Source organism: Humibacter sp. RRB41, from assembly GCF_022761015.1.
GTDB lineage: Bacteria > Actinomycetota > Actinomycetes > Actinomycetales > Microbacteriaceae > Humibacter.
In genome coordinates, this window is record NZ_JAKWJQ010000004.1 from 62,023 (window position 1) to 87,660 (window position 25,638).

General features: G+C 66.5%; 21 protein-coding genes. 14 read left to right on the forward strand and 7 right to left on the reverse strand.

Features of this window, described 5'->3' with window-relative positions; translation table 11 throughout:
* Position 1 precedes the first annotated feature (1 nt).
* The 6 genes from MJ603_RS11625 (at position 2) to MJ603_RS11650 (ending at position 6,639) form a co-directional block, all read left to right on the forward strand.
* Positions 2-1,084 carry an ABC transporter permease gene (locus MJ603_RS11625; protein ID WP_243063895.1) on the forward strand — a complete coding sequence of 361 codons (1,083 nt, stop codon included), beginning with the start codon at positions 2-4 and terminating at the stop codon, positions 1,082-1,084.
* On the forward strand, positions 1,081-2,829 hold the full coding sequence (locus MJ603_RS11630) for an ABC transporter ATP-binding protein (RefSeq protein ID WP_243063896.1): 1,749 nt from the start codon (positions 1,081-1,083) through the stop codon (positions 2,827-2,829). The genes MJ603_RS11625 and MJ603_RS11630 overlap by 4 nt, the downstream gene beginning before the upstream one ends.
* A gap of 212 nt (positions 2,830-3,041) precedes the next feature.
* Positions 3,042-3,683, forward strand: coding sequence for an FMN reductase (gene msuE / locus MJ603_RS11635; protein ID WP_243063897.1), 642 nt, complete (start codon positions 3,042-3,044; stop codon positions 3,681-3,683).
* A gap of 264 nt (positions 3,684-3,947) precedes the next feature.
* Positions 3,948-4,847 (forward strand): ABC transporter substrate-binding protein, encoded by a 900-nt coding sequence (locus tag MJ603_RS11640; protein ID WP_243063898.1) that lies wholly within the window; start codon positions 3,948-3,950, stop codon positions 4,845-4,847.
* A gap of 2 nt (positions 4,848-4,849) precedes the next feature.
* Positions 4,850-5,857 carry an amino acid ABC transporter permease gene (locus tag MJ603_RS11645; RefSeq protein ID WP_243063899.1) on the forward strand — a complete coding sequence of 336 codons (1,008 nt, stop codon included), beginning with the start codon at positions 4,850-4,852 and terminating at the stop codon, positions 5,855-5,857.
* A gap of 29 nt (positions 5,858-5,886) precedes the next feature.
* A complete protein-coding gene (locus MJ603_RS11650; protein ID WP_243064264.1) occupies positions 5,887-6,639 on the forward strand; it encodes an amino acid ABC transporter ATP-binding protein in 753 nt (250 codons plus the stop codon).
* Between the two features lie 114 nt (positions 6,640-6,753).
* Here MJ603_RS11650 and MJ603_RS11655 read toward each other — a convergent pair whose 3' ends face one another.
* Both MJ603_RS11655 and MJ603_RS11660 read right to left on the reverse strand, forming a co-directional pair.
* Positions 6,754-7,500, reverse strand: a complete 747-nt coding sequence (locus MJ603_RS11655; RefSeq protein WP_243063900.1) for a class I SAM-dependent methyltransferase — start codon at positions 7,498-7,500, stop codon at positions 6,754-6,756.
* A 175-nt stretch (positions 7,501-7,675) separates the two neighbouring features.
* On the reverse strand, positions 7,676-9,217 hold the full coding sequence (locus tag MJ603_RS11660) for an alpha-N-arabinofuranosidase (protein ID WP_243063901.1): 1,542 nt from the start codon (positions 9,215-9,217) through the stop codon (positions 7,676-7,678).
* A 485-nt stretch (positions 9,218-9,702) separates the two neighbouring features.
* On the opposite strand from MJ603_RS11660, the gene MJ603_RS11665 reads away from it, so the two are divergent.
* From MJ603_RS11665 to MJ603_RS11675, 3 genes are read left to right on the forward strand one after another with little or no spacing between them, the layout of a single operon-like run.
* Positions 9,703-11,049: an extracellular solute-binding protein gene (locus MJ603_RS11665; RefSeq protein WP_243063902.1), complete on the forward strand. Its 1,347-nt coding sequence runs from the start codon at positions 9,703-9,705 to the stop codon at positions 11,047-11,049.
* Positions 11,050-11,081: 32 nt separating this feature from the next.
* Positions 11,082-12,059, forward strand: a complete 978-nt coding sequence (locus MJ603_RS11670; protein WP_243063903.1) for a carbohydrate ABC transporter permease — start codon at positions 11,082-11,084, stop codon at positions 12,057-12,059.
* 1 nt (position 12,060) lies between these two features.
* Positions 12,061-12,972: a carbohydrate ABC transporter permease gene (locus tag MJ603_RS11675; RefSeq protein WP_243063904.1), complete on the forward strand. Its 912-nt coding sequence runs from the start codon at positions 12,061-12,063 to the stop codon at positions 12,970-12,972.
* 93 nt (positions 12,973-13,065) lie between these two features.
* On the opposite strand, the gene MJ603_RS11680 is transcribed toward MJ603_RS11675, so the two are convergent.
* Complete coding sequence (locus MJ603_RS11680) at positions 13,066-14,073, reverse strand: LacI family DNA-binding transcriptional regulator (RefSeq protein WP_243063905.1); 1,008 nt, start codon at positions 14,071-14,073, stop codon at positions 13,066-13,068.
* Positions 14,074-14,267: 194 nt separating this feature from the next.
* Here MJ603_RS11680 and MJ603_RS11685 point away from each other — a divergent pair, with 194 nt between their 5' ends.
* A complete protein-coding gene (locus MJ603_RS11685; protein ID WP_243063906.1) occupies positions 14,268-15,884 on the forward strand; it encodes a carboxylesterase/lipase family protein in 1,617 nt (538 codons plus the stop codon).
* A gap of 24 nt (positions 15,885-15,908) precedes the next feature.
* Here MJ603_RS11685 and MJ603_RS11690 read toward each other — a convergent pair whose 3' ends face one another.
* Both MJ603_RS11690 and MJ603_RS11695 read right to left on the reverse strand, forming a co-directional pair.
* Positions 15,909-18,626, reverse strand: coding sequence for a phosphoenolpyruvate carboxylase (locus tag MJ603_RS11690; protein WP_243063907.1), 2,718 nt, complete (start codon positions 18,624-18,626; stop codon positions 15,909-15,911).
* A 50-nt stretch (positions 18,627-18,676) separates the two neighbouring features.
* Positions 18,677-19,111, reverse strand: coding sequence for a CGNR zinc finger domain-containing protein (locus MJ603_RS11695; RefSeq protein ID WP_243064265.1), 435 nt, complete (start codon positions 19,109-19,111; stop codon positions 18,677-18,679).
* Positions 19,112-19,202: 91 nt separating this feature from the next.
* Here MJ603_RS11695 and MJ603_RS11700 point away from each other — a divergent pair, with 91 nt between their 5' ends.
* The gene (locus MJ603_RS11700; RefSeq protein WP_279239329.1) at positions 19,203-19,748 is read left to right on the forward strand and encodes an NAD(P)H-dependent oxidoreductase; all 546 of its coding nucleotides are present in this window, start codon (positions 19,203-19,205) and stop codon (positions 19,746-19,748) included.
* 1 nt (position 19,749) lies between these two features.
* Positions 19,750-19,965: a hypothetical protein gene (locus MJ603_RS11705; protein ID WP_243063909.1), complete on the forward strand. Its 216-nt coding sequence runs from the start codon at positions 19,750-19,752 to the stop codon at positions 19,963-19,965.
* Between the two features lie 167 nt (positions 19,966-20,132).
* Here MJ603_RS11705 and MJ603_RS11710 read toward each other — a convergent pair whose 3' ends face one another.
* Together MJ603_RS11710 and hrpA are read right to left on the reverse strand one after the other, a co-directional pair.
* A complete protein-coding gene (locus MJ603_RS11710; RefSeq protein ID WP_243063910.1) occupies positions 20,133-20,387 on the reverse strand; it encodes a DUF302 domain-containing protein in 255 nt (84 codons plus the stop codon).
* A 139-nt stretch (positions 20,388-20,526) separates the two neighbouring features.
* A complete protein-coding gene (gene hrpA / locus MJ603_RS11715) occupies positions 20,527-24,396 on the reverse strand; it encodes an ATP-dependent RNA helicase HrpA (protein ID WP_243063911.1) in 3,870 nt (1,289 codons plus the stop codon).
* A 42-nt stretch (positions 24,397-24,438) separates the two neighbouring features.
* Between hrpA and MJ603_RS11720 the strand changes: the two genes are divergently transcribed.
* Together MJ603_RS11720 and MJ603_RS11725 are read left to right on the forward strand one after the other, a co-directional pair.
* The gene (locus MJ603_RS11720; protein ID WP_243063912.1) at positions 24,439-25,155 is read left to right on the forward strand and encodes an AzlC family ABC transporter permease; all 717 of its coding nucleotides are present in this window, start codon (positions 24,439-24,441) and stop codon (positions 25,153-25,155) included.
* Positions 25,152-25,463: an AzlD domain-containing protein gene (locus MJ603_RS11725; protein ID WP_243063913.1), complete on the forward strand. Its 312-nt coding sequence runs from the start codon at positions 25,152-25,154 to the stop codon at positions 25,461-25,463. The genes MJ603_RS11720 and MJ603_RS11725 overlap by 4 nt, the downstream gene beginning before the upstream one ends.
* The last annotated feature ends 175 nt before the right edge of the window (positions 25,464-25,638 follow it).

A 25,638-nucleotide genomic window follows, 5' to 3' on the forward strand; every position in this document is an offset into this window, starting at 1 on the left:
GATGGCCACCACATCCGCAATGGCTCTCGTCGTGCCTCGCAAGCGCAGCCTGTTGGAGCGCCTGCCCATCGTGCACCAGGTGCGTCAATCCGTCGGCGTGCAGCGCGGGATGCTCGTCACCGGACTGGTCATCACCGCTGTGTTCGTGATCGTCGCCGTCTTCGCACCGCTGATCGCGCCGTACGGCTTCGCGCAGCTGCACGGCGCGAACGGCAAGGACTTCGGGTCGCAGCAGCCGCCGAGTCCCGAGCACATCTGGGGAACCACGGTCGGTGGGTACGATGTGTTCTCGCGCGTGATCTGGGGTGCGCAGACCGCGGCATCCGTGATCATCGTCGCCATCGTGCTGTCGATCTTCGCCGGCGTCTTGCTCGGCCTGGTCTCCGGATACCTCGGCGGGTGGATCGACCGTGTGCTCGTGGTCGTCTGCGACGCGATCTACGCCTTCCCCACGCTGCTGCTGGCCATCGTGATGTCCATCGTGATCTCGGGCGGTCAGTCGCAGGTCTGGGGCGGAATACTCGCCGCGGCGATCTCGATCACCGTGGTCTACATTCCGCAGTACTTCCGTGTGATCCGTGCCGAGGCGGTGCGCATCAAGTCGGAGGCGTATGTCGAATCGGCCAAGGTGGTCGGTGCGAGCACGGGCAGGATCATGTTCAAACACGTGTTCCGCAACTCGACCCGCACCTTGCCGTTGATCTTCACGCTGAACGCGTCGGAAGCGATCCTCACGCTCGCCGGCCTGGGATTCCTCGGCTTCGGCATCGAGCCGTCGTCGGCGAGCGAGTGGGGCTACGACCTCAACAAGGCGATCGCCGATGTGACGAGCGGAATCTGGTGGACCGCGCTGTATCCGGGCCTTGCGATCGTGCTCGTCGTTCTCGGCATCACGCTCGTCGGCGAGAGCATGAACGATCTCGCCGACCCGCGCCTTCGCGGCAGGAGGGCGGTCGCGGCGACGGCGGGTGAGACCGCCGACATCAGCGTCGTGCCCGGCGGCCCGAATGAAGCACCAGGCGGATTGGAAAGCCTCGAACCCGGCGCGGGGATCGAAGAAGAGGGAATCGAGGTGCGCGAATGAACGCGACGAATCCGGCGCAGAAGCCGACCGCGCACGACAAGCACACGTCCCATCGCGGAACCGGGGACACCGTGCGCATCGATGGCCTCAGCGTCTCGTTCTCCACTGACGCCGGCGCGGTCAAGGCCGTCGACGGAGTGAGTCTGCACGTGGGCGCCGGCGAGGTGCTCGCGATCGTCGGGGAGTCGGGGAGCGGCAAAACAGTCACCGCGCGCACGATCCTCGGGTTGTTGCCCGAGACGGCGACGTCGTCGGGTGCCGTGTTCCTGAACACCGACCGCGGTGAGGTCGACGTCGTCACCCTCACCAACAAGCAGCTGCGTCAGGTGCGCGGACCCGACGTCGCCATGGTGTTCCAGGAGCCGTCGACCGCCCTCAACCCGGTGTTCAAGGTCGGGTGGCAGATAGCGGAGGGCCTTCGTGCCCACGGCAAGATCTCGAAGAAGGATGCCAGGACGCAAGCGATCGACATTCTGCGCAAGGTGGGCATCCCCGATCCCGAGACGCGGGTGGATTACTACCCGCACCAGTTCTCCGGCGGTCAGAAGCAGCGCATCGTCATCGCGATGGCGCTCGTGCTCGGACCGAAGCTCATCGTCGCCGACGAGCCGACCACTGCGCTGGACGTCACGGTGCAGGCCGAGATCCTCGAGCTGCTTCGGCGGTGCAGGGTGGAGTTCGGCTCCTCGATCGTGCTCATCACGCACAACATGGGCGTCGTCGCCGATCTCGCCGACCGGGTGGCGGTGATGTACAACGGGCAGCTCGTCGAGCAGGCTGACGTGTCGTCGCTCTTCGCGAATCCGCAGAACGATTACACGAAGCGGCTGCTGGCGGCCGTGCCGCGCATCGGCGGGGGCACGGTGGAGGCAGTGGAGCGGGCGAGGGTTCGGCCGAAGGGCTGGGCGGAGTCGGAGCCTGTTGTGAAGGCATCCGGACTTCGCATCCAGTACCCGGGGCGCCTCGGCCGGGCGGGATTCGTCGCGGTCGACGGCGTGGATTTCGAGATTCGCCCCGGCGAGGTGCTCGGGCTCGTCGGCGAGTCCGGGTCGGGCAAGACCACTATCGGGCGTTCGATCGCCGGCCTGACGCGCGTGACAGGCGGTTCGCTGAAGGTGCTCGGGCACGAGATGAACGGCGTCTCCGAGCGCAGCTTCCGCGGCTCGCGCGATCAACTCGGGTTCGTGTTCCAAGACCCGGCGTCGAGCTTCAACCCGCTGCTGACGATCGCACAGTGCGTCGCCGAGCCGTTCATCGTGCACGGGCGCGCGTCGAATGCCGCAGATGCCCGCGCCGCCGTCGACGAATTGCTCGAGGCCGTTCAGCTTCCGAAGTCGTTCGGAGACAGGTACCCGCACGAACTCTCCGGTGGTCAGAGGCAGCGCGCGAGCCTCGCACGGGCCATCGCGCTGAAGCCGCCGCTGCTGATAGCAGACGAGCCGACGAGTGCGCTCGACGTCTCGGTGCAGCAGCGCGTGCTCGAGGTGTTCGCCGACCTTCAGCGCGACTTCGGGTTCGCCTGCCTGTTCATTAGCCACGATCTCGCGGTCGTCGACATCGTCGCGGACCGCATCGCGGTGATGCACCTCGGCCGGCTGGTCGAGGAGGGCGCGGGCGAGCAGGTGTTGGAGGCGCCGCAGGATGCCTACACGCGCCGGCTGCTGGCATCCCTGCCGGTTCCGGACCCGATCGAGCAAGCGAAACGCCGCGAGGCGCTGCAGGAGCTCGTCGCGTCGGAGGGTTGAGACAGCGAGTCCGGCGCGGTGGGAGGGCTCCGCACGACGCGCGCGTGTCGTCGTGTGACGTGCGCACATGCGCAGCCGTGCGTGCGTGCCTAGTCTCGGTAGCGCGTCCGGTGCCGACGATGCCGCGGGATGCGACGGGTCGCGCCACGCTGCCCGCCAATCAGCCGGTGCCGCGGCACCAGACCCGCGCTTAGAGAGAAGGACAGACCGCCATGACCGAGCCGCTCCGCGTCGTCGCTGTCTCAGGCAGCCTGCACAACCCGTCGAAGACCGACGTGCTGATCGACGAGATCGTCCGCCAACTGGGCGAGGAACTCGACATCGAGTCGCACGTGATCCGCATCACGGATGTGGGGCCGCAGTTCGCCGGCGCACTGAACCGCAAGGAGCTTCCGCGCTCCGTCGAAGACGAGTTGCGCCGCGTCGAGACCGCCGATCTCCTCGTGGTCGCCTCACCGGTGTACCGCGCGTCGTTCACCGGTCTGTTCAAGCACTTCTTCGATTTCGTCGACCAGTACGCGCTGGTCGACACACCCGTGCTCCTCGCCGCGACCGGCGGTAGCGAACGGCACTCGCTCATCGTCGAACACCAGCTGCGGCCCCTCTTCGGGTTCTTCCAAGCGCTCACGCTGCCGGTCGGCGTCTACGCGCACGAGTCGGACTTCGACGGCTACCGCATCGACTCTCCGCTGCTGGTCGAGCGCATCAAGACCTCGATCCGCCGTGGGCTGCCGCTCGTGACGTCGAGCGTGCAGGAGAAGCGGCGCATCCGCCAGGCACTCGACGAAGGCGAGCAGGTCGACACGACGGTCGCGCCGCAGGACCCGCAGAAGCCCGTGCGTCTGTACACGTGATTGAGGCGTGGGCAGAACGAGCTCGGCGATTTGCGGCGTATCGCGTCATGGGCTGGGCGCGATAGACCTGCACTTTCGCGGAAATGACCGGGTAACAGCGACGCAATGACCGGGAAGTACCGTAGTGGTGAGGCGCCGAGACCCGATCGTCACCAGATGAGCCGCCTGACTTACGTAGACTTTGTCAGTCGTCTCCCTTGGCGATGAACAGACGCGTTCACAGCACGCGTCGCGCCTCAACGACGAGGAAAGGTACCTACACATATGCGAATCCGATACGCGCTCCCGGTGGTCGCCGTGGCCACGGCGCTCCTGCTCACCGGTTGCGTCGACAACTCAGGCGGCTCAGGCTCCGGTTCTACCGGAGCGGCGAACCCCTACGGCGTCAAGAAGGACGACGCCCTCGCGAAGACGCTTCCCTCCGCCATCACGAAGGCCGGACAGATCACGGTCGGCGTCGACGCCACGTACGCCCCGAACGAGTACAAGGATTCGAGCGGCAAGCCGATCGGATGGGACATCGACCTCGCGAACGCGATCGGCGCGAAGCTCGGCGTCAAGATGAACTACACCATCGCCAAGTTCGACAACATCATCCCGAGCATCACCGGCGGACGCTACGACATCGGCGTCTCGTCCTTCACCGACACGACCGAGCGCGAGAAGCAGGTCGACTTCGTCAACTACTACAACGCGGGCATCCTGTGGGCGTCGCAGAAAGACAAGACGGTCGACCCTGACAACGCCTGCGGCCTGAAGGTCGCGGTCGAAGCCGGAACCTACGAGGACACCGATGAGATCCCGGCGAAGTCGAAGGCGTGCACGGATGCCGGCAAGGCCGCCATCCAGGTGTTCAAGTACGACGGTCAGGACCAGGCGACCAACGCGCTCGTGCTCGGTCAGGTCGATGCGATGAGCGCTGACTCGCCGATCACCGAGTACGCGATCAGCAAGCAGAAGGACAAGATCAAGGCGGCGGGCAAGACGTTCGACGTCGCGCCGTACGGCATCGCCGTCGACAAGGGTTCCAAGCTCACCGACGTGGTCAAGAACGCGCTGCAGTCGCTGATCGATGACGGCAGCTACACGAAGATCCTCACGAAGTGGGGCGTCGACGACGGCGCGGTCACCTCGGCCGCGGTCAACGCGGCGTCGAAGCAATAGCGATGAGCGACACGCAGCGGCCCGACGGGGCGGGCATACCGCCCACCCCGTCGGGCGGCGCGAGCGGCGCAGGACCGACCGCGACGGGCGCGCTGCCGACGGAGCGGGCCGAGGCGATCAAGGCGGTCAAGCTCAGGCATCCGTGGCGTATCGCGATCGCCGTGGTGCTCATCGTGCTGCTCGTGCTGTTCGTGCTCGACGCGGCGCAGCGCAAGGCATTCGGCTGGGCGGATGTCGGCAAGTACCTCTTCGACACGCGCATCAGCCAGGCCGCGCTGATCACGCTCGAGCTGACGGTGTACTCGATGATCATCGGTATCGTCCTCGGCCTCGTGCTCGCGATCATGCGGCTGTCGCCGAATCCCGTGCTCAAGGCCGTCGCCTGGCTCTACCTGTGGGTATTCCGCGGTACGCCGGTCTACGTGCAGCTCGTGTTCTGGGGCCTGATCACCCTGATCTACAACACGATCGTGATCGGCATTCCGTTCGTGCACACCTGGGCGACCATCGACATCACGTGGATTCCGCCGCTGTTCTTCATCTCCGTGGTCGGCCTCTCGCTCAACGAGGCCGCCTACATGGCGGAGATCGTGCGAGCAGGGCTGCTGTCCGTCGATCCCGGCCAGGAAGAGGCCGCGAAGGCGCTCGGCATGTCGTGGTGGCAGACCATGATCCGCATCGTCATTCCGCAGTCGATGCGCATCATCATTCCGCCGACCGGCAACGAAGTGATCTCGATGCTGAAGACGACGACGCTCGTCGCCGCAGTGCCGTTCACGCTCGACCTGTTCGGGCGTTCTCGCGACATCTCGGCTGAGACGTTCACGCCGATTCCGCTGCTCATCGTGGCGTCGCTCTGGTATCTGTTCTTCACATCGATCCTGATGATCGGGCAGTACTTCCTCGAGAAACGCTTCGCTCGTGGCACCACGCGCGGCAGACCCGTGGTCGGAGAGCCGAACGATCCGGCTTCGGCGGCGATCATGGGCGGCGCTGGGGGTGTGCGATGAGTGATGCGTCCGTGAAATCATCCGTGCCGATGGTCGACGCCGCCGGCGTCTCGAAGAGCTTCGGCAGCAACGAGGTGCTCAAGTCGATCACGTTGCAGGTGCAGCCGGGCGAGGTGATGTGCGTCATCGGGCCGAGCGGCTCTGGCAAGTCCACCTTCTTGCGATGCATCAACCATCTCGAGCGCGTCGACGCGGGGCGACTCTCCGTCGAGGGCGAACTGGTCGGCTATCGGCAGAAGGGCGGAAAGCTCTACGAGCTCAAGCCCAGCGAGGCCGCGCTGCAGCGGCGCGACATCGGCATGGTCTTCCAGCACTTCAACCTGTTCCCGCACATGACTGCCCTCGAGAACCTGGTCGAGGCCCCGATCAGGGTCAAGGGCATCTCGAGGTCGGATGCCGTCGCTCGCGGCCGCGAGTTGCTCGCCCAGGTCGGGCTCGCCGACCACGCGAACCACTATCCGGCTCAGCTGTCGGGCGGCCAGCAGCAGCGTGTGGCGATCGCCCGTGCGCTCGCGATGGATCCGAAGCTCATGCTGTTCGACGAACCGACCAGCGCACTCGATCCTGAGCTCGTCGGCGACGTTCTGGATGTCATGCGCGGGCTAGCCGAGAGCGGCATGACCATGGTCGTGGTGACGCACGAGATGGGGTTCGCGCGCGAAGTGGGTGACTCGCTCGTCTTCATGGACGGCGGTGTCGTGGTCGAGGCCGGAACTCCCCGCGACGTGCTGAGCAACCCGCAGCACCAGCGCACCAAGGCCTTCCTGTCGAAGGTGCTCTGACGCGACCCTTCAACGCGTGAACGAGAGTGCGTCTCAACTGCTCAAATGGCTGATCGCGCACGCTATCGCGAGCCATTTCTGCAGGTGAGACGCACTCTCGTGGGAGCTGAGGACTCAGGCGGCTCCGACTGCGAACCATGCGGTGGCCGTGACGTCTCCCATCTCTTCGACCGCCCGACGTCGGAGGGCCTCCCGGTGTGAGACGTCGAGCCCTGCAAGATACGAGCCGGCCGGTCCGACTCCGAGTGTGTAGGGGCGCCACCAATCCTCCGGATCGGCGTACGGGACTTCGACGGTCAGCTGACCGCAGCTCACATCGCGAAGACCGGCAGCACGGAACAGCGTGAGCAAGTGGCCCTCGCGCGCGCCGGGAAGGGCCGATTCGTCGATGACATCCTCGTCGAACTGCCGCGCCACGCGCCAGAACAGTGACAGGGGCGCCCGCGCACCGGCGAAATCCCAGACAGAGGCGGCCACGGTGCAGCCCGGCCTCGTGACCCTCGCCATCTCGCTCAGCCCGGCAACCGGATCCGACATGAAATTCACCACCAGTTGAGCGATCGTCAGCTCGAAGGCGCCGTCTGCGAACGGCAGGCTCTCCGCGGATGCTCGCTCCACCTCGACCTCGGGGAACCGTTGCCGTAATGCGTCGACGAAGGACGACGAGGGGTCGACCGCTGTGACCGCTGAAGGCTGGAGCTCGCGCACCAGCAGCGCGGTGACGGCACCGGTGCCGGCTCCGACATCCAGGACGCGACCGGCAGGCGGCAGCGTGATCGTCTCGAGCATTCGCATCGCGAGCGGTTCGGAGTAGCGACCCATGAACCGGTCGTAGGCATCCGCATCGACGTCGAAGCTCACCGCTCGACGATAACCCGCAGCGACGAGAGAAGCCACGTTCGGCGCGGCGAATGAGAGTACGTCTCAACTGCTCAAATGGCTGATCGCGCACACTATCGCGCGCCATTTCTGCAGTTGAGACGCCTTCTCGCGGGAGCTGAGAGGCTGCGTCGGTGATGGGTCTGATGGACCCCTGCTACGCCTTCGACACCTCGAGCTCGACGACCGCCCAGGAGAGCGCGGGCAGGGAGACTCGCAGGGTTCCTCCGTCGACGGCCGCGCTCGCAAGCGGAGTCAGGCCGACGCGATCCTGACTCTGCTCGTTGTTCGTGGCGAAGCGATCTCCGTTCTCGGGGATCTCGAGCACTTCGGCACGCGTGATCCGCGAGGCGTCGAAGCCACGCAGGTTCACCTCGACGTCTGCGGCCTCGTCGAGCCCGCGGTTCGCGAAGAAGAAGGCGACACGGCCGGACTCCTCGTCCCAGGTCGCACTGGCATCCACGAGATCGGTGTCGCCGAACTTCGCGGTCTCGTAGCGATCGCTGGTCACGGACAGGCGCAGGATCTCGCCGCGGGCCAGTTCGGACATCCGAGCGAACGGCCAGAAGATGGACTGACGCCATGCGGGCCCGTTCTCTTCGCTGCGGATCGGCGCGATCACGTTGACGAGCTGCGCCTGGTTCGCGATCGAGACACGATCGCCGTGGCGCAGCAGTGAGTTGAGCAGGGTGCCGACGACGACGGCATCCGTCACGTTGTACTCGTCCTCGATGATGCGCGGATGCTCGTGCCACTCGCCGCGCGCCTCGATCGTCCCCGGCATGTCGTCGCCCTCGCGAGCGGTCTGGTACCAGACGTTCCACTCGTCGAACGAGAGGTTGATGAACTTGGAGTGCTTGCCGCGGGCGCGCACCGAGTCGGCCGTCGCGATGACGCCGTCGATGAAGAGATCCATGTCGACGCCGGACGCGAGGAAGCTCGCGACGTCGCCGTCCTTCTCCTCGTAGTAGGCGTGCAGCGACACGTAGTCGACCACGTCGTACGTGTGGCCCAGCACGGTCTGCTCCCACTCGCCGAACGTGGGCATGCCGCGGTTGGAGCTGCCGCTGGCGACGAGCTCGATCGACGGGTCGACCAGGCGCATGGCCTTGCCGGCCTCCTGCGCGAGGCGGCCGTACTCGTCGGCGGTCTTGTGGCCGATCTGCCACGGCCCGTCCATCTCGTTGCCGAGACACCACAGCTTGATGCCGAACGGGTCGGATGCGCCGTTCTTCTTTCGCAGGTCGCTCAGGTAGGTGCCGCCCGGGTGGTTGGCATACTCGACGAGCTCGCGAGCTGCATCGACACCGCGGGTGCCGAGGTTGATCGCCTCCATGATCTCGACGTTCGCCTTCTCTGCCCAGCCGGCGAATTCGTGCAGGCCGAAGGCATTGGTCTCGACGGTGTGCCATGCGCCGTCGAGGCGGCGCGGGCGCTGGTCGACGGGTCCGACGCCGTCTTCCCAGTTGTAGCCGGAGACGAAGTTGCCGCCCGGGTAGCGCACGACACTGACACCGAGCTCCTTCACGAGGTCGAGCACATCGAGGCGATAGCCGTTCTCGTCGGCGTCCGGATGCCCCGGTTCGTATATTCCGGTGTAGACGCAGCGGCCCATGTGTTCGACGAAATTGCCGAACAACCGCCGGGGAACGGGGCCGACCGTGAAGTCGCGATCGACGGTGATAGTGGCGCGAGACATGGAACTCCTTGGGTGACGTGGCCTCGCCGCGAACCGCGAGGGACCTCGTCGCGTCCGGGCAAGAAACAGTATTACATCGTTGGAGTGAACGGCAAAGCCCGGCATTCGGAATTCAGCATCGTCCGGCGGAAGTGCTCCCGCCGGATGCGCGATCACGACTGCGCGCTGCTGACCCGGCATCGCGAGGGTGTCGGCTCGGCCCGTGTTCGAGGGGCACGGAACCGATCGTCGACGTCGTTTCAGCGATTCTTCGCCTCCACCACCCGAAATCGGTCGCGCTCTGAAGGGGACCGCTCGGGGGACGGCTGCACGCAGTCGAATACGACGTGCGAAACGGGTGTTGCGCACGCCACGGCGGATGCTACGGTTACCACGTTGAAATCCGGTGGGAGCGGTCACATGACCGTCATTCCGCGGTTTTCGGCCGGGCGATCGCCCCAGGAATCACAGCAATTCACGACAAGGAGGTCGTCAAAGACATGGCGATGAGCAACAGATCGCTCTCCCGGCGCGGATTTCTCGCAGCCGGGCTGGGCGCGGCCGCGGTCCCACTGCTGGCGGGCTGCTCGAGCAACCTCGGGACCACGGTGGTCTCCGGCCTGTTCGGTACGAGGCTGCCGACCGACACCCTCGTCTACTGGAACCTGTTCGGCGGCGGCGACGGCACCCGCATGGAGGCGATGGAGGCCGGGTACCGCAAGCAGTACGGGCCGAACTCCCTGCAGGCGACCACGTTCGCGTGGGGCAATCCCTACTACACGAAGGTGACCCTCGCCACGGTCGGCAACAAGCCGCCGGACGTGGCGGTCTCGCACCTCACCCGCGCCAAGCCGCTGTGGAGCGGCGGGCTGCTGGAGCCCATCACCGAAGACGATCTGGCGCTGGTGGGACTGAGCGCCTCGGACTTCTCCAAGCGCCCGTGGGATGCCCAGCGCACCGACGGCCAGAACATCGCGATCCCGCTCGACACGCATCCGATCGTCGCGTTCTTCAACGCCGACGTGTGCAAGAAGGCCGGCTTGCTGACCTCCGCGGGCAGGCTCAAGAACCTCGACGACATGGACAAGTTCGAAGCCGCACTCGCCGCCATCAGCAAGGTCACGGGTGGCGTGGCGATGACGATCCCGAACGTCGGCGGAGAGACGGCGACGCCGTGGCGTGTGTTCTGGACGTTCTACAACCAGCACAAGGGCGTCTCGCCGTTCCTGTCCGACAACGGATCGAAGCTGACGGTCGACGCGGATGTCTGGGGCGAGGTGAACGACAGGCTCCAGTCCTGGGTGAAGAAGGGCTGGGTGAACAAAGCTCTCGACTATGCGACCGCCGAGTCCTACATGTTCACGGGCAAGGCCGGCATCTATCTCGAAGGCGAGTGGGAGATCACGACGGCGCAGTCCATCAAGGGGTTGAAGTTCGGAATGGCGCCCATCCCGACCCTCTACGACACGCCTGCAACGCAAGCCGATTCGCACACGTTCGTGCTGCCGCGCAAGGACCGCACCGACGAGCAGCGCAAGCAGGCGATGCTCTTCATCAAGTCGATGCTCGACCAGAGTCTCACGTGGGCAAAGGGCGGACACATTCCGGCCTACCTCCCGGTGGCTGACAGCGCGGCGTACAAGGCGCTTTCTCCGCAGTCGGACTACGCCTCGGCCGCTGAGCATGCGGTCTACGACGATCCGGCCTGGTACGGCGGATCGGGATCCACCTTCGAGGGCATCGTCGGTGCCCAGCTCGGGCTGATCCAACAGCTTGCGCTCACTCCTCAGGCGGCCCTGCAGGGCGTCAAGGATCAACTCGGTGTGTACCTGAACACCCCGAGCCCACTCTGACCCAAGAATCTTCGACCGGAGGAAACAAGGACGTGACCACCGCATCCGTCACACAAGCGCGTCCCCGCACCGCGCGGGGACTGTCGACGACCTATACGAAATCACCGCTGCATCGCAAGGACAGTCGAAGCGCCTGGCTCTTCATCGCGCCGTTCGGCATCTTCTACCTGGCGTTCCTGCTCGGACCGACCATCTACATGCTCGTGATGAGCTTCTTCAACACGTCGCTGGTGCACACCGGCCTCGGTTCGTTCGCGGGGTTCGCGAACTACGCCGAGATGCTCAGCCGCCCGGACTTCTGGAGCTCGCTGTGGCACACGCTGCAGTTCACGATCTACACGACGCCACCCTTGGTCATCCTGGCGTTCATCTTCGCCGTGCTGACCAACCGGATGAACAGGGGTCAGTGGTTTTTCCGCCTCGCGTTCTTCCTGCCGTTCATCCTGCCGTCGGCGACGATCTCGTTGATCTGGGTGTTCATCTTCACGCCCAGCACCGGACTGTGGGCGCTCGTGCAGTCCTGGTTCGGGATGACACCGGGCTCCGGCGTGCTCTCGAGCCCGAACACCGCGATGATCGGCATCGCCATCGCAACGCTCTGGTGGACGCTCGGGTTCAACTACGTGCTCTACCTGGCAGGCCTGCAGGAGATTCCGCGCGAGCTGTACGAGGCGGCGGCCGTCGACGGCGCAACGGCGTGGTCGCAGATCAGGTTCATCACGCTGCCGTTGCTGAACCGCACGACGACCCTGGTCGTGCTGCTGCAGATCATCGCCAGCCTCAAGATCTTCGACCAGGTCTATCTGATGACGAGCGGTGGACCCGGTGTCTCGACCCAGGTCTCGCTGCAGCTGATCACAGGTACGGCGTTCACGGACAACCGGCTCGGTGCAGGGTCGGCCGCGAGCGTTCTGCTCTTCATCGTCATCATCGTGATTGCGATCATTCGCGAGATCGTCGATCGCGTCTCTGCGAGAAACGATCGCGCAGCAGCCGGAAAGGAGGCCTGACATGGCGATCTCCACGCCTCGGCCGCGCATGAAATCCCCCGTGTCCGGCGCCGCACCCGCAGCGCGGTCGTCGCAGTCGAAATCGAAGGTGAGCGGCCGCTCCTTCAACATCGTGTCGCTGATCGTGCTGATCGTCTTCGCGATCGTGTGGCTGATCCCCAGCTTGTTCGCGCTGAAGACGTCGCTGACCTCGAACGGCACAGCGGCGCTCGGCGCCTCGTCGATCCTGACCGACTGGAACCCGACGATCGCTTCGTACGCGTCGTACTTCCAATCCGGGGACATCTGGAACTGGTACATCGCCAGCGGCATCACGTCCGTCGTCACCGCGGTGCTCACGGTCTTCTTCGCATCGATGACCGCGTTCGCTCTGTCGCGACTGAAGTTCCGCGGATCGAACGTGGTGCTTCTGCTGATCATCCTGGGCATCATGATCCCCAGCCAGGTGCTCATCGTGCCGATCTTCCAAGAGCTGAATGCGATGAGCCTGCTGAACACCTACTGGTCGGTGATCTTCCCCCAGGTGCCGGCCGTGATCGCGGTGTTCATCTTCAAGCAGTTCTTCGACGGGCTCCCCGTCGAGTTGGAGGAAGCCGCGAGAATCGATGGCGCCAACCTCTGGCGGGTGTACTGGTCAGTGGTGCTGCCGCTGTCGCGGCCGGTGATCGCCGCGGTGATCATTCTGACGTTCGTCGGCGTCTGGAACAACCTGCTGTTGCCGCTGTTCGTGCTCTCGAACCCCGACCTGATGACCGTTCCGGTCGGTCTGGCGACGGTGCAGGGCAGCTACGGTCAGCGTTATGCAGACATCCAGGCGGGCGCCATGCTGGCTGCGCTGCCGCTGATCATCCTGTACCTGATCTTCCAGCGGCAGATCGTCGAGGGTGTGACCGGGAGCGGCCTGAAGGGCTGATCGAACGCACGAAGGGCCCTGTTCGACCGGATGTCATCGGTCGGGCAGAGCCCTTCGTCGTGTTCACCCATCGGGTTGCACACGGCCGGAGCGTCAACCGTTGCGCGTGCTCTCGCGCTCGATGATGCGGTGCGGGATGTTCGTCACCGTGATCGGTCGTGAGCGATCCGTGATGCGCTCGGAGAGATGGTCGAGCGCTGCGTCGGTGAAGGCGTGTTTGTCGAACGAGACCGTCGTCAACGGGGGAGTGGCGAAACGCCCGTCGGCCACGTCGTCGAAGCCCGCGACCGAGACGCCCTGAGGCACCTGGACGCCACGCCGCCACAGCTCGCTCAGCACGCCGATCGCGAGGGAGTCGGTGAAGCAGAAGAAGGCATCCGGAACGCGTTCGCGGTCGAGGAACGCGCGCACGGCCTCTGCGCCGCCGCGCGGCTCCCACCCGTCGCATCCGATCTCGAGGATCGGATCGTGCGGGATGCCGGCATCGGCGAGCGCTCTGCGGTAGCCGCTGGTGCGCAGCCGCGCGGTGAACGTGTTGCTCGTGACGGGCGATCCGACGACGGCGATGCGTCGCAGGCCATGCCCGATGAGAGTGGTCGTCATGTCGTACGCTGCCTGGTCGGGGTCGACGCGTACCTGGTCGAGGCGGTTCTGCTCCACCTCGCCGATCAGCACGGCTGGCGGCACCTGTGATTCGTCGTCGGGGAGTGCCAACTCGTCGGAGACGATCGGGTTCAGCACAAGTCCGTCGATCATGCGAGCCCGTGCTCTCGACAGCAGCTCGGCTTCGCGCTCCGGCTTGCCGCCGGTCTCCTCGATCTGCACTCCCCAGCCGCGGTCGTGAGCGCCCTCGACGAAGTGGTGCGCCATCTCGGCGGAGTAGGCGGTGGCGAGGTCGGGCAGGGCCAGCGCGATCACGCCGGAGCGACCGTTGCGCAGACCGCGTGCGCTGAGGTTGGGAACGTAGTCGAGCTCGACCAGGGCCGCCTCGACTCGCTCCTTCGTCTCGGGGCGCACGAAGACGACCCCGTTGATCACATTCGAGACTGTCTTCGGAGAGACGCCGGCGAGCGCGGCCACATCTTTGACAGTTGCGCGCATAGCCCCACCTTTCGCCCAACTGAGCCTATCGAGATGTGTCGAGTGCGCCGCGTCGGCGCACTCGGGCTGCTCGGCCACCACCCTGCCGAGGTGCCGAGCCAGGGCACCGTACGTAGAGTGACAGCATCCGGTCATGGTGATTCGACTCCGTGCACGAGGCGTCGTGCCGGTGGGGATCGCATCGGGGGTCGGCCGTGAAGGCACTGCGAGGGCAGGATGACGCGCTCGACGTCCACGTGTCGGGCGGAACCGTGCGCGGCGTCGCCGAAGGGCGGACGATCGCGTGGCGGGGCATCCCGTATGCAGCATCGACGGGTCGGACCGCCCGATTCCGCGCGCCTCTGCCGCCTGCTCCGTGGCCGGGGGTGCGCGACGGGTCGCGATACGGCGACATCGCTCCGCAATCTCATCACGGACAGTTCAACGGCGCAGGCGCACAGGTGCCGTCGAGCGAGGATTGCCTGAGTGTCAACGTGCGGGTTGCCGCACGCACCTGGGGTGCGTCCTCTGCCGCCCAGCCCGTCATGGTCTTCATCCACGGCGGCGGTTACAGCACAGGTTCGTCGCGCGACTTCTCCGGTCAAGGCGAAGGTTTCGTGCTCGGCGGACCCGTGGTGTACGTGAGTTTCAACTATCGGCTCGGAGCTCTCGGCTACCTCGATTTCACCCGATACGGCTCGCAGAGCAGACCGATCGAGAGCAATCTCGGGCTTCGCGACCAGGTGGCCCTTCTGCGCTGGGTTCGAGAGAACATCGCGGTGTTCGGCGGTGATCCCGGCAACGTCACCATCTTCGGGGAGTCAGCGGGTGGAAACGCCGTCACAACTCTGATGGCCACGCCGGCGGCCGGCGGACTGTTCGCGCGCGCCATCGCCCAGAGCTCACCGACGAACGCGATCTACACACCCGATGTCACGGCGCGGTGGGCGGCGGAGTTCGTCGACATCCTGCGCGATCAGCTCGCCGGGCGCGTCCGCCACAACGGCCGACGCAAGCCTGTCGAGCGCGGGGAGCCACGACACGGCGAGGAACCCGGCGCCGGGCTCGAGTTGCTCATCACGGCGTCGCCCGCCGAACTCGTGAACGCTGCGGTGACGCTTCAGATCCGCACACCGGATGCCTATCCCGGCGCATTCTGCCTGGCCCCGGTGATCGACGGCGACTTCCTGCCCGAACGACCGATGACCGCGTTCCGTCGAGGACGGGCGCATCGCGTGCCGCTGATCATCGGCACGAATGAACGGGAGGGCTCGATCTTCCGTGGCAGGATCGACATTCTGCCGCGTTCGCCTGCGCGCATCCAGGCGCTGTTCGACGCGGCACCGCCCGAGTCGCGCGAGCAGATGCGGCGTGTGTACGACCGGTTCGCCAGTCGTCGGGCGGTAGCGGACTTCAGCGGTGACTTCGGGTTCTGGTACCCGACGTCGAGGGTCGCCGATTTTCATTCACGGTTCGCGGACGTGCACGCTTACCGTTTCGATTTCGCGCCACGCCTTCTGAAGATCGCGGGGCTGGACGCCACGCACGGCGTCGAGATGTTCGCGCTGTTCGGCAGGATCGACGATCCGACAGCTCGTGCCTTCACGGCGATAGGGGGACGTGAGGCATACGCACGGGCGGGCGAGCGGATGCGCGTCGAGTGGCTGAACTTCGCCGGAACTGGCCGCGTGTCCGAGGGCTGGCCGGCGTACCGCGAGCCGGAGCGGGCGACGTTGTTGATCGATGACCGCAACAGCGTCGCGCACGACCCGTGGCACGAACGCCGCGAAGCGTGGAACCGATTCCTTCCGGAACTCGCCGACGACGCCTGATGCGCCTCTGCGCCGGCGCGCTGATCAGCCCGTGTTCTGCAGACCGGCTGCCACGCCGTTCACGGAGAGCAGGAGCAGGCGTCTCAGCTCGTCTTGCTGCGTCTGGTCGATGGTTGAGGCATCCGCATCGGAGCGCAACGCACGCAGGGCGCGCAGCTGCAGCAGCGAGAGGGCGTCGACGTAGGGGCTGCGCAGACGCACCGCACGTCGCAGCACGGGCTTGCCTGCAAGGAGCTCGGATGCCCCGCTCGTCTTGAGTGCCCACTCGCGCGTCAGCGCCATCTCGTCGATCACCAGATCGGCGAGGTCGTCGCGGTCGCCGAGGCCGAGGTAGCGACGGGCGAGGCGGTCGTCGGTCTTCGCGAGAGACATCTCGACGTTCTCGATCATGGTGCGGAACAGGGGCCAGCGCTTGTAGGCATCCTGCAGCAGCTTCTCGTCGCCGACCGCGGCCAGAGCCGAGCCGAGGCCGAACCAGCCGGTGAGGTTGATGCGTGCCTGAGTCCACGCGAACACCCACGGGATGGCTCGCAGGTCTTCGAGCGACTCGAGCGAGAGGCCGCGGCGCGCGGGGCGCGAGCCGAGCGCGAGAAGCCCGATCTCTTCCTGCGGGGTGACCCGTCCGAACCATGGTGCGAACCCGTCGGCGCGCACGAGCTCGAAGAATCGCTCGCGGCTGACGCGGTCGAGGCGGGCGGCGAGGTCGGCGAACTCGGTGGCGGCGGTGGCGTTGCGCTCGCCGATCGACGGAGCGGATGCCATCAGCGTCGCCGCCGCGATCTGCTCCAGGTGCCTTACGGCGATGACGGGATCGCCGTACTGGGCGAAGATGACCTCGCCCTGTTCGGTGAGCTTGAACCTCCCGTCAACGGATCCCGGCGGCTGGGCGAGCACGGCCTCGTTGGCCGGCCCGCCGCCGCGCCCGAGCGCGCCGCCGCGGCCGTGGAACAGCGTGAGCACGATGTCGTTGCGCTCCGCCCACTGCGCGATGCGTGCCTGTGCGTCGTACAAGGCGAGTGTGGCGGAGACGGGGCCGACATCCTTCGAGGAGTCGGAATAACCGAGCATCACCTCGAGCCGGCGGTCGGTCTTCGCAAGGCGCGCGGCCACCTCGGGAATCGTGATCATCTCGTCGAGGATGTCCGTCGACGCGTTCAAGTCATCGAACGTCTCGAACAGCGGGATGACGTCGAGCACGGGCACGGCGTCTGCCGAGCCGAGCGCGTGTTCGGCGAGCCGGTACACGTTGGCGATGTCTTCTGCCGACTGCGTGAAGGAGATGATGTACCGGCGTGCGGCATCCACCCCGTAGCGGCTCTGCAACTGGGCGATCACGCGGAACACGTCGAGCACTTCTGTGCTCATCTCGTCCAGATCGTCGTCGCCGTGGGTGCTGGCGGCGATCGCTTGCAGCGTCTGCCTGTGCACCTTGGAGTGCTGCCGCACCTCGAGTTCCGCGAGGTGGAAGCCGAACGTCTCCACCTGCCAGATCAGGTGCTGCACCTCGCCGTAGGCGTTGCGCAGGTCGCCGGCCTGTTCGAGCGAGCGCTGCACGATGCGCAGGTCGTTCAGCAGGGCATCCGGGTTCTCGTATGCCAGGTCGGCGTCGCGGCGACGGGTCGCGGCGATGCGCTCGGCGGCCACGAGCAGCACGCGGCGGTGAGGTTCGTTGGGCGAGCGGGTGGCGACATCCGCTGCGAGGTCTTCTGCGAGGCCGCGTTGGCTGCGCCAGAGCTCGGCGAGCTCCTGGCTGGCGGGAGTGTCGCCCGCGTCGAGGGTGAGCGTGCGCCCGATGCGGTCCGTGGCGCGTTCGAGTCCGAGCAGCACGTGCTCCGACGCGATGGCGGCGGCCTTGCGGGTGATCTTGGCGGTGACGAACGGGTTGCCGTCGCGGTCGGCGCCGATCCAGCTGCCGAAGCGCACGAAGGAGCGGGACTGCGGCGGGCGGGGTGGGGCATCCGCTCCAGCGAGGCGCTCGTCGATGAGGCGGTAGACGCGCGGGATCACCTGGAACACGGTCTGGTCGAAGATGTTCATCGCCGTGCGCACCTCGTCGAGCGGGGTGGGGCGGTCTGCTCTCAGTGGCTGCGTGCGCCAGAGCGTGTCGATCTCGGCCAGGAGCTCGCGCTCGTTCTCCGAACGCGCAAGGGCGCCGAGCCGTGGGTCGTCGTGCTCTGCGACGAGTTCGCTGATGCGGCGGATCGAGTATGCGACCGCACGGCGTCGTGCCTCCGTCGGGTGTGCGGTGAGCACGGGGCGGAACTCCAGCTCGGCCACCCGCCTGCGCGCCTCGTCGTCTCCGACCTCCACGCTGAGCGCGGCGAAGGCGCTCGCGAAGGACTCGGCGGGACGCGCGCCGTCGATGGCACCGGGGTCGCGAGCCAGCAGCACGCGCACTCTGTGACGTTCCTCTGCGAGGTTCACGAGGTGGAAGTAACAGGTGAAAGCGCGCGCCACCTGCTCGGCGCGCTCAAGGGTGAAACCCTCGACGAGCGCCTCCGCGTCTTCGATGGATGCCTCGCCCTTGCGCTCGTAGGCACCGATCGTGAGCGCGCGTAACTTTTCGACATCATCGAGAAGGTCCTGCCCGCCTGACTCGGCCAGTACGCGGCCGAGCAGCTCGCCGAGGAAGCGCACATCGGAGCGCAGCGCCTCCGGCACGTCTCCGCTGCGCAAGGGGCGGGATTCGGGGTCGCCGTTAGCGGATGCCGTGGCCGGGTTCGGGAGCGGTGCGTTCGTCATCGCCTCCAAGGCTACCCAGCGCATGTTGCAGGGAGAAAACGAGCAGCCGCTCACGCCTCTTCGCGGCGTCGGGCGTAGTGACGTCTGGCCTTCATTCGATTGCCGCAGGTCGCCATCGAGCACCATCGAGCCGTGTTGGGCTTGCTGTGGTCGATCAGGAACTTGTTGCACTCGGGATTGGCACACGGGCGCAGCCGCCCTGGCAGCTCGCGCTCTACGCGTGCCCACTCCAGCACTAGTTCCGCACGCTGAAGCTCCGCCGCGGGCGCTACCAACTGCCACTGGATGCCCTGCTCATTCATCACCGGGACTTGGTGGGCGTTCGCGAGAATGGGCATGAGGCTACTCGGATCGACTTCACCTCGGATGATGGCGTGCAACTCGTCTCGCAGCGTCGCCAACTGTGGATCGTCCAGCGTCTCGACGACCTGGCCGTCGATGACAGGCGCACTGTTCAGCACGCCCAACAGATCCTCTTCTGTCATGACCACCTAACCACTATAACTAATTTGACAAGTTAGAGCCAATCGGTTATGTTGACGCGATCACGAAGGGAAGTGCCTTTTGAGCACGGTCTTGATAGTTGGTCATCCCGACATTGCACATTCACGGGTCAGCGCTGCGTTGACCCGTCGCGTCCTCAGCGAGCCGTCGGTAGACGTGCGCATTCTCGACGCCCTGTATTCGGACGGGCGCATCGACGTTCCCGCGGAGCAGGCCGCTCTGACGAGTGCCGACGACATCGTGCTCCTTTACCCGACCCACTGGTATTCGACGCCGGCCCTCCTCAAGCGATGGATGGACGAGGTGCTGCAACGCGGCTGGGCGTATGGAACGGGCGGTTCCGGCGCGCTGGCAGGCAAATCGCTTCGAGTCGCCACCACGACGGGCGGTTCGAAGGAGGCATATCGGCCGGGCGAACTTCACAGCTTCGAGTACGACGCGATCCTCGCACCGATGAAGGCGACTGCTCACCGGCTCGGCATGCGGTGGAACGAGCCTTTCCTCATCCAAGGAGTGAGGGAGATCGACGACCGCGAGCTGGCCGATCTCGCGAGCGCGTTCGTCGAGGTCGTCGGTGAACGCGATGGCCAGACGGTCTCTGCCGGAATGGCGGCCTGACATGCAACGCATCCCGCTCAACACTCTGGCCATCGCGTTCGGCCTCGCGGGACTCGCGGTGAGCATTCGCTCGATTCTGCTCGTCACCACCGTGCGGCGGGGTGCGAGTCGTGCCGAAAGCGTGCTGCGCCGTGCCGATGCCGCTGTGGAGAAACGAGCGGACGCATCAGGACGCGAGCGGGTGGATGCCGGTCGAACTCCCCTCGGCGGTGCTTGACTGCCAAGGCGCCGGGCGCCGCAGCACGTCGGACCTCAACCTCCGAGCGAGGCGGCGAGGCTGACGAGCAGCGCGTGGAGTTTGTCGAGCACTCCGGCGTGTTCGACAAGTTCGTAGCGGTGCACGAGGTCGCGCGGATCATGGAAGGCGACCCTCGTTCGCCGGTTCTAGTCCCACACCAGCATGCGCAGGGGAAGATCTAGTCCGGCGATCGGGTCTTGCTGCATGAGCGACGTTCCCACGGCCGGGTTCCCGAACACGAGAACGACCTCGTCCGCGAGCTCCAGCCCCACCGCACGGGCGCCACCTGCATGATCGATTCTCGCGAAGATCTGAATGCCACGGGTCGAGAGCTCGCGTTCCAGCGATTGCACGGCATCAGCGACCGAACCTCGGGCATCCGTGACGATCGGATCGTTCATGGTGCATTCTCCGTCCTTTGAATGGCGTCCTCACCGCGGGCCGGCCCATCCCGGACGCCGTGTAGACATGGCGCCATCGTATGATCGACACCCTCTCCGCCGATAATGAGGGCCGCGTCAGTCGGCAATGAGGGCCGCGTCAGTCGGCCAGCACCTTCTGAATGCGCTGAAGCGACACCGTCTCCGCGGTGCCGAACTGCTGGGCGAAGAGGCTGACGCGCAGCTCCTCGAGCATCCAGCGGGCGTGCACGAGCGACGGCGCCGAGTGTGCGGGGAGCGGAATGCTGCCGCCGGCATCCGTCAAGCGCGTGGTCGCGGTCTGCACCTCGGTCATCCAGACGCGGTCGCGCCCGGGGTTGTCGGGAAGTCGTTGGATGCGCCAGGTGATCGCTTGCAGATATCGCGGCAGGTGCCGTAGCCGTGTCAGTCCCGAACGCGAGACGAATCCGGGGAAGACGAGGCCGGCGAGCTGCGTCTTCGCGTCGGTCAGTGCGCCGAGCAGCGCCATCGACGAGGTCGCGGAGAGCACCTTTTCGGCGGCACGATGCTCGGTGAGGATGCGCGCGACGAGCGAGACCGTGTCGAACAGGGCATCCATCACACCCGCCGAGATCTGCTCGCGGATGCCCTCGAATTGCGCTCGCGTGAACACCAGCCCACCCGGCGCGGCCTCGAACAATGCGGAATCGATCACCGCGGCGAGGCAGTCTTCGAACAACGCCTTGGTCGACGGGTAAGGACTGGCGGCAAGCGCCAGCTTCTCCGCGCCCGTGAGGTGCTCTTGCACGTAACCGGTGGGGGAGGGGATGTCGTTCAGCAGCAGCCTGCGCACCCCGTCGGGCAGAGACCGCTCCTGCTCCTGCTGCGTGCCGACCACGCGGATCGCGACGCCGTCCTTCTCGATCACGAGCGTCGGGTACCCGCGGATGACGCTGCGCGGCATCCCGGTTCCGCGGCCCCCTTGCTCGGTGTCGACGAAACGCGGCAGCTCGTCGAAGTCCCACGTCGTGAGCCCTGTGCGCTCGATCGGATCCCGACGGCGAACGGATGCCCTCGCCACCGAATCACGCACCTTCGGGGCGAGCTCGCGCTGCAGCTCGACGACGTCCTTGCCGGCAGCCACCACGCGGGAGCGCTCATCGACCACGCGGAACGTCATGCGCAGGTGCGACGGAACCCGCTCGACGTCGAAATCGCCGGCATCGACCGGGGTGCCGGTGAGCCGCTTGATCGTGCGGGCGAGGATGACGGCGAACGGCTCGTTCGCCGAGCTGTCGGCCGATCCGAGCGAGGACCCGATGCCTGCCGGCAGCTCGGCGGCGATGCGGGCCGCCCAGTCGGCGGCAGGCACGACGGAGCGGCGCAGCGCCTTCGGCAGCGTGCGGATCAGCGCGGTGATCAGTTCCGTGCGCAGCCCGGGCACCTGCGCGTCGAATCCGACGTGCGAGAGCCGTGGCAGCAGTGCGAGGGGCACCTGCACGGTGACCCCGTCGTCCTCCTCGCCGGGCTCGAAGCGGTACGTCAGCGCGAGCCGCTGGTCGCCCTGCTGCCAGATCGGAGGGAAGGCATCCTCGTCGACACGGGCCTCTTCGACGTCGTCGACCAGGTCCTCGCGGCGCATCGTGAGGAGGCTGCCGTTGATGCGGCGCTCCTGCCGCCACCACGACTCGAACGAACGGGTGTCGGTGACGTCGCGCGGGATGCGCTCCTGGAAGAACGCGACCATCGTTTCGTCGTCGAGCAGGATGTCGCGGCGACGCGTGCGCTCCTCGACCTTCTCGAGCTCGGTGCGCAGCTTCGCGTTGGCGCGCTGGAAGTCGAACGCGTGATCTCGGGTGTCGCTCGGCCATTCGGCGTCGACGAGCGCGTGACGGATGAACAGCTCGCGGGCCAGCGGCGCGTCGATGCGATTCAGCTGCGCTCGCCGCTTGGCCACGATCGGCAGCCCGAACAGGGTCACCCGCTCGAACACGACGGCCGATCCCTGTCGCTTCTCCCAGTGCGGCTCGCTGTAGCTGCGACGAACGAGATCTCCGGCGAGGGGCTCTGCCCACTCCGGGTCGATCGCCGCGTTCATCCGGGCGAAGAGCCTGCTCGTCTCCACGAGCTCGGCACTCATGATCGCCTGCGGCTGTCCTGCGCCGTTCTTCTTTGAGGCCAGGGCCGATCCCGGGAAAACGAGGAACCGGGTGTTCCTCGCCCCGAGGTAGTCCTTCTTCTGCGCGTCGCGCAGACCGATGTGCGACAGCAGCCCCGAGAGCAGAGCCCTGTGGATGCCGTCGGCATCGATCCGCGCATCTTTCGGTATCAGCCCCAGCGGCTTGGCCGTGCGCCGAAGTTGACGGTAGAGGTCCTGCCACTCGCGGATGCGCAGGTAGTTCAGGAACTCCGCCTTGCAGAGCCTGCGGAACGCACTCGAGGACAGCTCCTTCTGCTTCTGCTCGATGTGGTTCCAGAGGTTGAGCAGCGTGAGGAAGTCGCTCGTGGGGTCGACGAACCTGGCGTGCTGCTGGTCCGCTTGGGCGCGACGCTCCAGCGGACGCTCGCGAGGGTCCTGGATCGTCAGGCCTGCAACGATCGCCATCACCTCGCGCACCACGCCGTTGACGCCGGCCTCCACGAGCATGCGTCCGAACCGCGGATCGACCGGCAGCCGTGCGAGCGTGCGGCCGGTCTTGGTGAGCGTGCCGTTGTGCACGGCGTTCAGCTCGGCGAGCAGGTCGAGGCCGTCCTTGATGCCGCGGGAGTCCGGTGGGGTGAGGAACGGGAATGCCGCGATGTCGCCAAGACCGAGCGAGATCATCTGCAGGATGACCGCCGCCAGATTGGTGCGCAGAATCTCGGGCTCGGTGTACTCCGGTCGCTTCTCGTAGTCGTCTTGCGAGTAGAGCCGGACCGCGATGCCGTCGCTCGTGCGTCCCGAGCGCCCAGAGCGCTGCTTCGCGGACGCCTGCGAGATCGCCTCGATCGGCAGCCGTTGCACCTTCGCCCGCGTCGAGTACCGCGAGATGCGGGCCGTACCGGCGTCGATCACGTACCGGATGCCCGGCACCGTCAGGCTCGTCTCCGCCACGTTCGTCGACAGCACGACGCGGCGACGGATGCCGGCCGGCACCGGCCCGAACACCCGATGCTGGTCCGCTGCGGAGAGACGTCCGTACAGCGGGAGCACCTGGGTCGTCTCCGCCTCGCCACGGCGGGTGATGTGTCCGCGCACCGCGTCTTCGGCATCCCGGATCTCCGTCTCGCCGGAGAGGAAGACGAGCACGTCGCCCGCCTTTTCATGCGCGAGCTCGTCGAGGGCATCCGTGATGCCTTGCAGGTAATCGCGGTCCGCCGATGGCGTGGCGTCCACGTCGTCGGTGCCCTCGTCCTCCGCGACGAGCGGGCGGTACCTGACCTCGACCGGGTAGGTGCGACCGGAGACCTCGACGACAGGGGCGGGGTTGCCTGCGGCATCCGCGAAGTGCCGCGCGAAGCTCTCGGGGTCGATGGTGGCGCTGGTGACGATGACCTTGAGGTCGGGGCGCCTCGGGAGAAGGCGTTTCAGGTATCCGAGCAAGAAGTCGATCGTGAGGCTGCGTTCGTGCGCCTCGTCGATGATGATCGTGTCGTAGGCCTCGAGGTCGCGGTCGCGATGGATCTCGTTCAGCAGAATGCCGTCGGTCATCACCTTGATGCGCGTCGCCTTCGACACCTCGTCGGTGAACCGCACCTTGTAGCCGACGAGCCCGCCGACCTCGTCGCCGAGCTCTTCGGAGACGCGCTCCGCGATGGCGCGGGCCGCGATGCGCCGCGGCTGGGTGTGTCCGATCGACTCGCGGCCGAGCTGGAGGCAGATCTTGGGAAGCTGCGTGGTCTTGCCCGAACCGGTCTCGCCGGCGACGATCACGACCTGGTTCGCCTCGATGGCGCGCGCGATCTCCTCCCGCCGGGCGCTGACGGGCAGCTCGGGCGGAAAGTGGATGGCGGGTAGGTCGCGATCAGCGGTGGCGGGCGCGGAAGACATGAGCGTTCGATTCTAGTTGCTGGTGTCGGGCAGACTGACCGGATGAAGTTCTGGCGGTCTCCTGCGGCGCGCACCGGGGCATCCGTGGCGATCGCCACCGGGCTCTACGGTGTGTCGTTCGGAGCGCTCGGCGTGACATCCGGTCTCGATGTCTGGCAGACGATGGCGCTCAGCCTTCTGCTGTTCTCCGGCGGCTCGCAGTTCGCCTTCATCGGGGTACTCGCCGGAGGCGGCAGCGGTGGGGCAGCGCTCGGGTCGGCGGCGCTGCTGGGTATCCGCAATGCCGTCTACGGCATGCAGCTGAACGCGCTGCTGCGACCCCGCGGATGGCTGCGACTCGGCGCCGCGCACGTCACGATCGACGAGTCCATGGCCACGGCCAGCGCGCAGACCGATCCAGCCGAGCAGAAGCGGGCGTTCTGGGTCACCGGCATCGGCATATTCCTGTTGTGGAATGTCTTCACGGCGCTCGGCGCTCTCCTCGGCAACGCGATCGGCGACCCCAAGGCGTGGGGACTCGACGGTGCAGCCGTCGCGGCTTTCCTGGCGTTGCTCTGGCCCAGACTCAAGTCGCGCGAACCGGAGGCGATCGCCGTCGCCTGCGCCGTCGTCACCGTGATCGTCGTGCCGTTCGTGCCGCCGGGCATCCCCGTGCTGGTGGCAGCGGTCGTCGCTGCGGTGTGGGGACTGTTCGGTGTCGGGCGTGCCGACGAGGGCCTCGAGCCAGACGTCGAACCGCATGAGGCGAGCCCATCGTGACCACCTGGCTCTACATCCTCGCCGCGGCCGTCGTCGCCTATCTCACCAAACTGCTGGGCTATCTCGTGCCGGCGAAGGCGTTGAAGAACAAGCGGATGACGCGGGTCGCCGGTGCGCTCACGATCGGGCTGCTGGCATCCCTCACGGTGCTCAACACGTTCGCGTCTGGTCAGCAGGTCGTCTTCGACTCGCGCATCGGATCGCTCGTCGCCGCCCTGATCGCTCTGCTGCTGAAAGCGCCGTTCCTCGTCGTCGTGATCGTCGGCGCCGTAGCGGCGGCGTTGCTGCGGCTGGCCGGCCTGCCCTAGCCCACCTGCCCTAGCCCACCCGCCCTAGCCCACCCGCAGGAAGACAGGCAGATAACGCGAAAACAGGCAGCTCTAGCCTGTTTTCGCGAGGAGAGCGCGACCTTGCCTGTTTTGCGCCGGGGCGAGCCCGGGGTGAACCCGGGTGAGGGGGTGAGGCCGGGATGGCAGGGGCGGG

Coding starts and splice junctions, on each gene's coding strand:
- MJ603_RS11625 (WP_243063895.1), top strand. CDS start 2: ATGGCCACCACATCCGCAATGGCTCTCGTCGTGCCTCGCAAGCGCAGC.
- MJ603_RS11630 (WP_243063896.1), top strand. CDS start 1,081: ATGAACGCGACGAATCCGGCGCAGAAGCCGACCGCGCACGACAAGCAC.
- msuE (WP_243063897.1), top strand. CDS start 3,042: ATGACCGAGCCGCTCCGCGTCGTCGCTGTCTCAGGCAGCCTGCACAAC.
- MJ603_RS11640 (WP_243063898.1), top strand. CDS start 3,948: ATGCGAATCCGATACGCGCTCCCGGTGGTCGCCGTGGCCACGGCGCTC.
- MJ603_RS11645 (WP_243063899.1), top strand. CDS start 4,850: ATGAGCGACACGCAGCGGCCCGACGGGGCGGGCATACCGCCCACCCCG.
- MJ603_RS11650 (WP_243064264.1), top strand. CDS start 5,887: ATGGTCGACGCCGCCGGCGTCTCGAAGAGCTTCGGCAGCAACGAGGTG.
- MJ603_RS11660 (WP_243063901.1), bottom strand. CDS start 9,217: ATGTCTCGCGCCACTATCACCGTCGATCGCGACTTCACGGTCGGCCCC.
- MJ603_RS11665 (WP_243063902.1), top strand. CDS start 9,703: ATGAGCAACAGATCGCTCTCCCGGCGCGGATTTCTCGCAGCCGGGCTG.
- MJ603_RS11675 (WP_243063904.1), top strand. CDS start 12,061: ATGGCGATCTCCACGCCTCGGCCGCGCATGAAATCCCCCGTGTCCGGC.
- MJ603_RS11680 (WP_243063905.1), bottom strand. CDS start 14,073: ATGCGCGCAACTGTCAAAGATGTGGCCGCGCTCGCCGGCGTCTCTCCG.
- MJ603_RS11690 (WP_243063907.1), bottom strand. CDS start 18,626: ATGACGAACGCACCGCTCCCGAACCCGGCCACGGCATCCGCTAACGGC.
- MJ603_RS11695 (WP_243064265.1), bottom strand. CDS start 19,111: ATGACAGAAGAGGATCTGTTGGGCGTGCTGAACAGTGCGCCTGTCATC.
- MJ603_RS11705 (WP_243063909.1), top strand. CDS start 19,750: ATGCAACGCATCCCGCTCAACACTCTGGCCATCGCGTTCGGCCTCGCG.
- MJ603_RS11710 (WP_243063910.1), bottom strand. CDS start 20,387: ATGAACGATCCGATCGTCACGGATGCCCGAGGTTCGGTCGCTGATGCC.
- hrpA (WP_243063911.1), bottom strand. CDS start 24,396: ATGTCTTCCGCGCCCGCCACCGCTGATCGCGACCTACCCGCCATCCAC.
- MJ603_RS11720 (WP_243063912.1), top strand. CDS start 24,439: ATGAAGTTCTGGCGGTCTCCTGCGGCGCGCACCGGGGCATCCGTGGCG.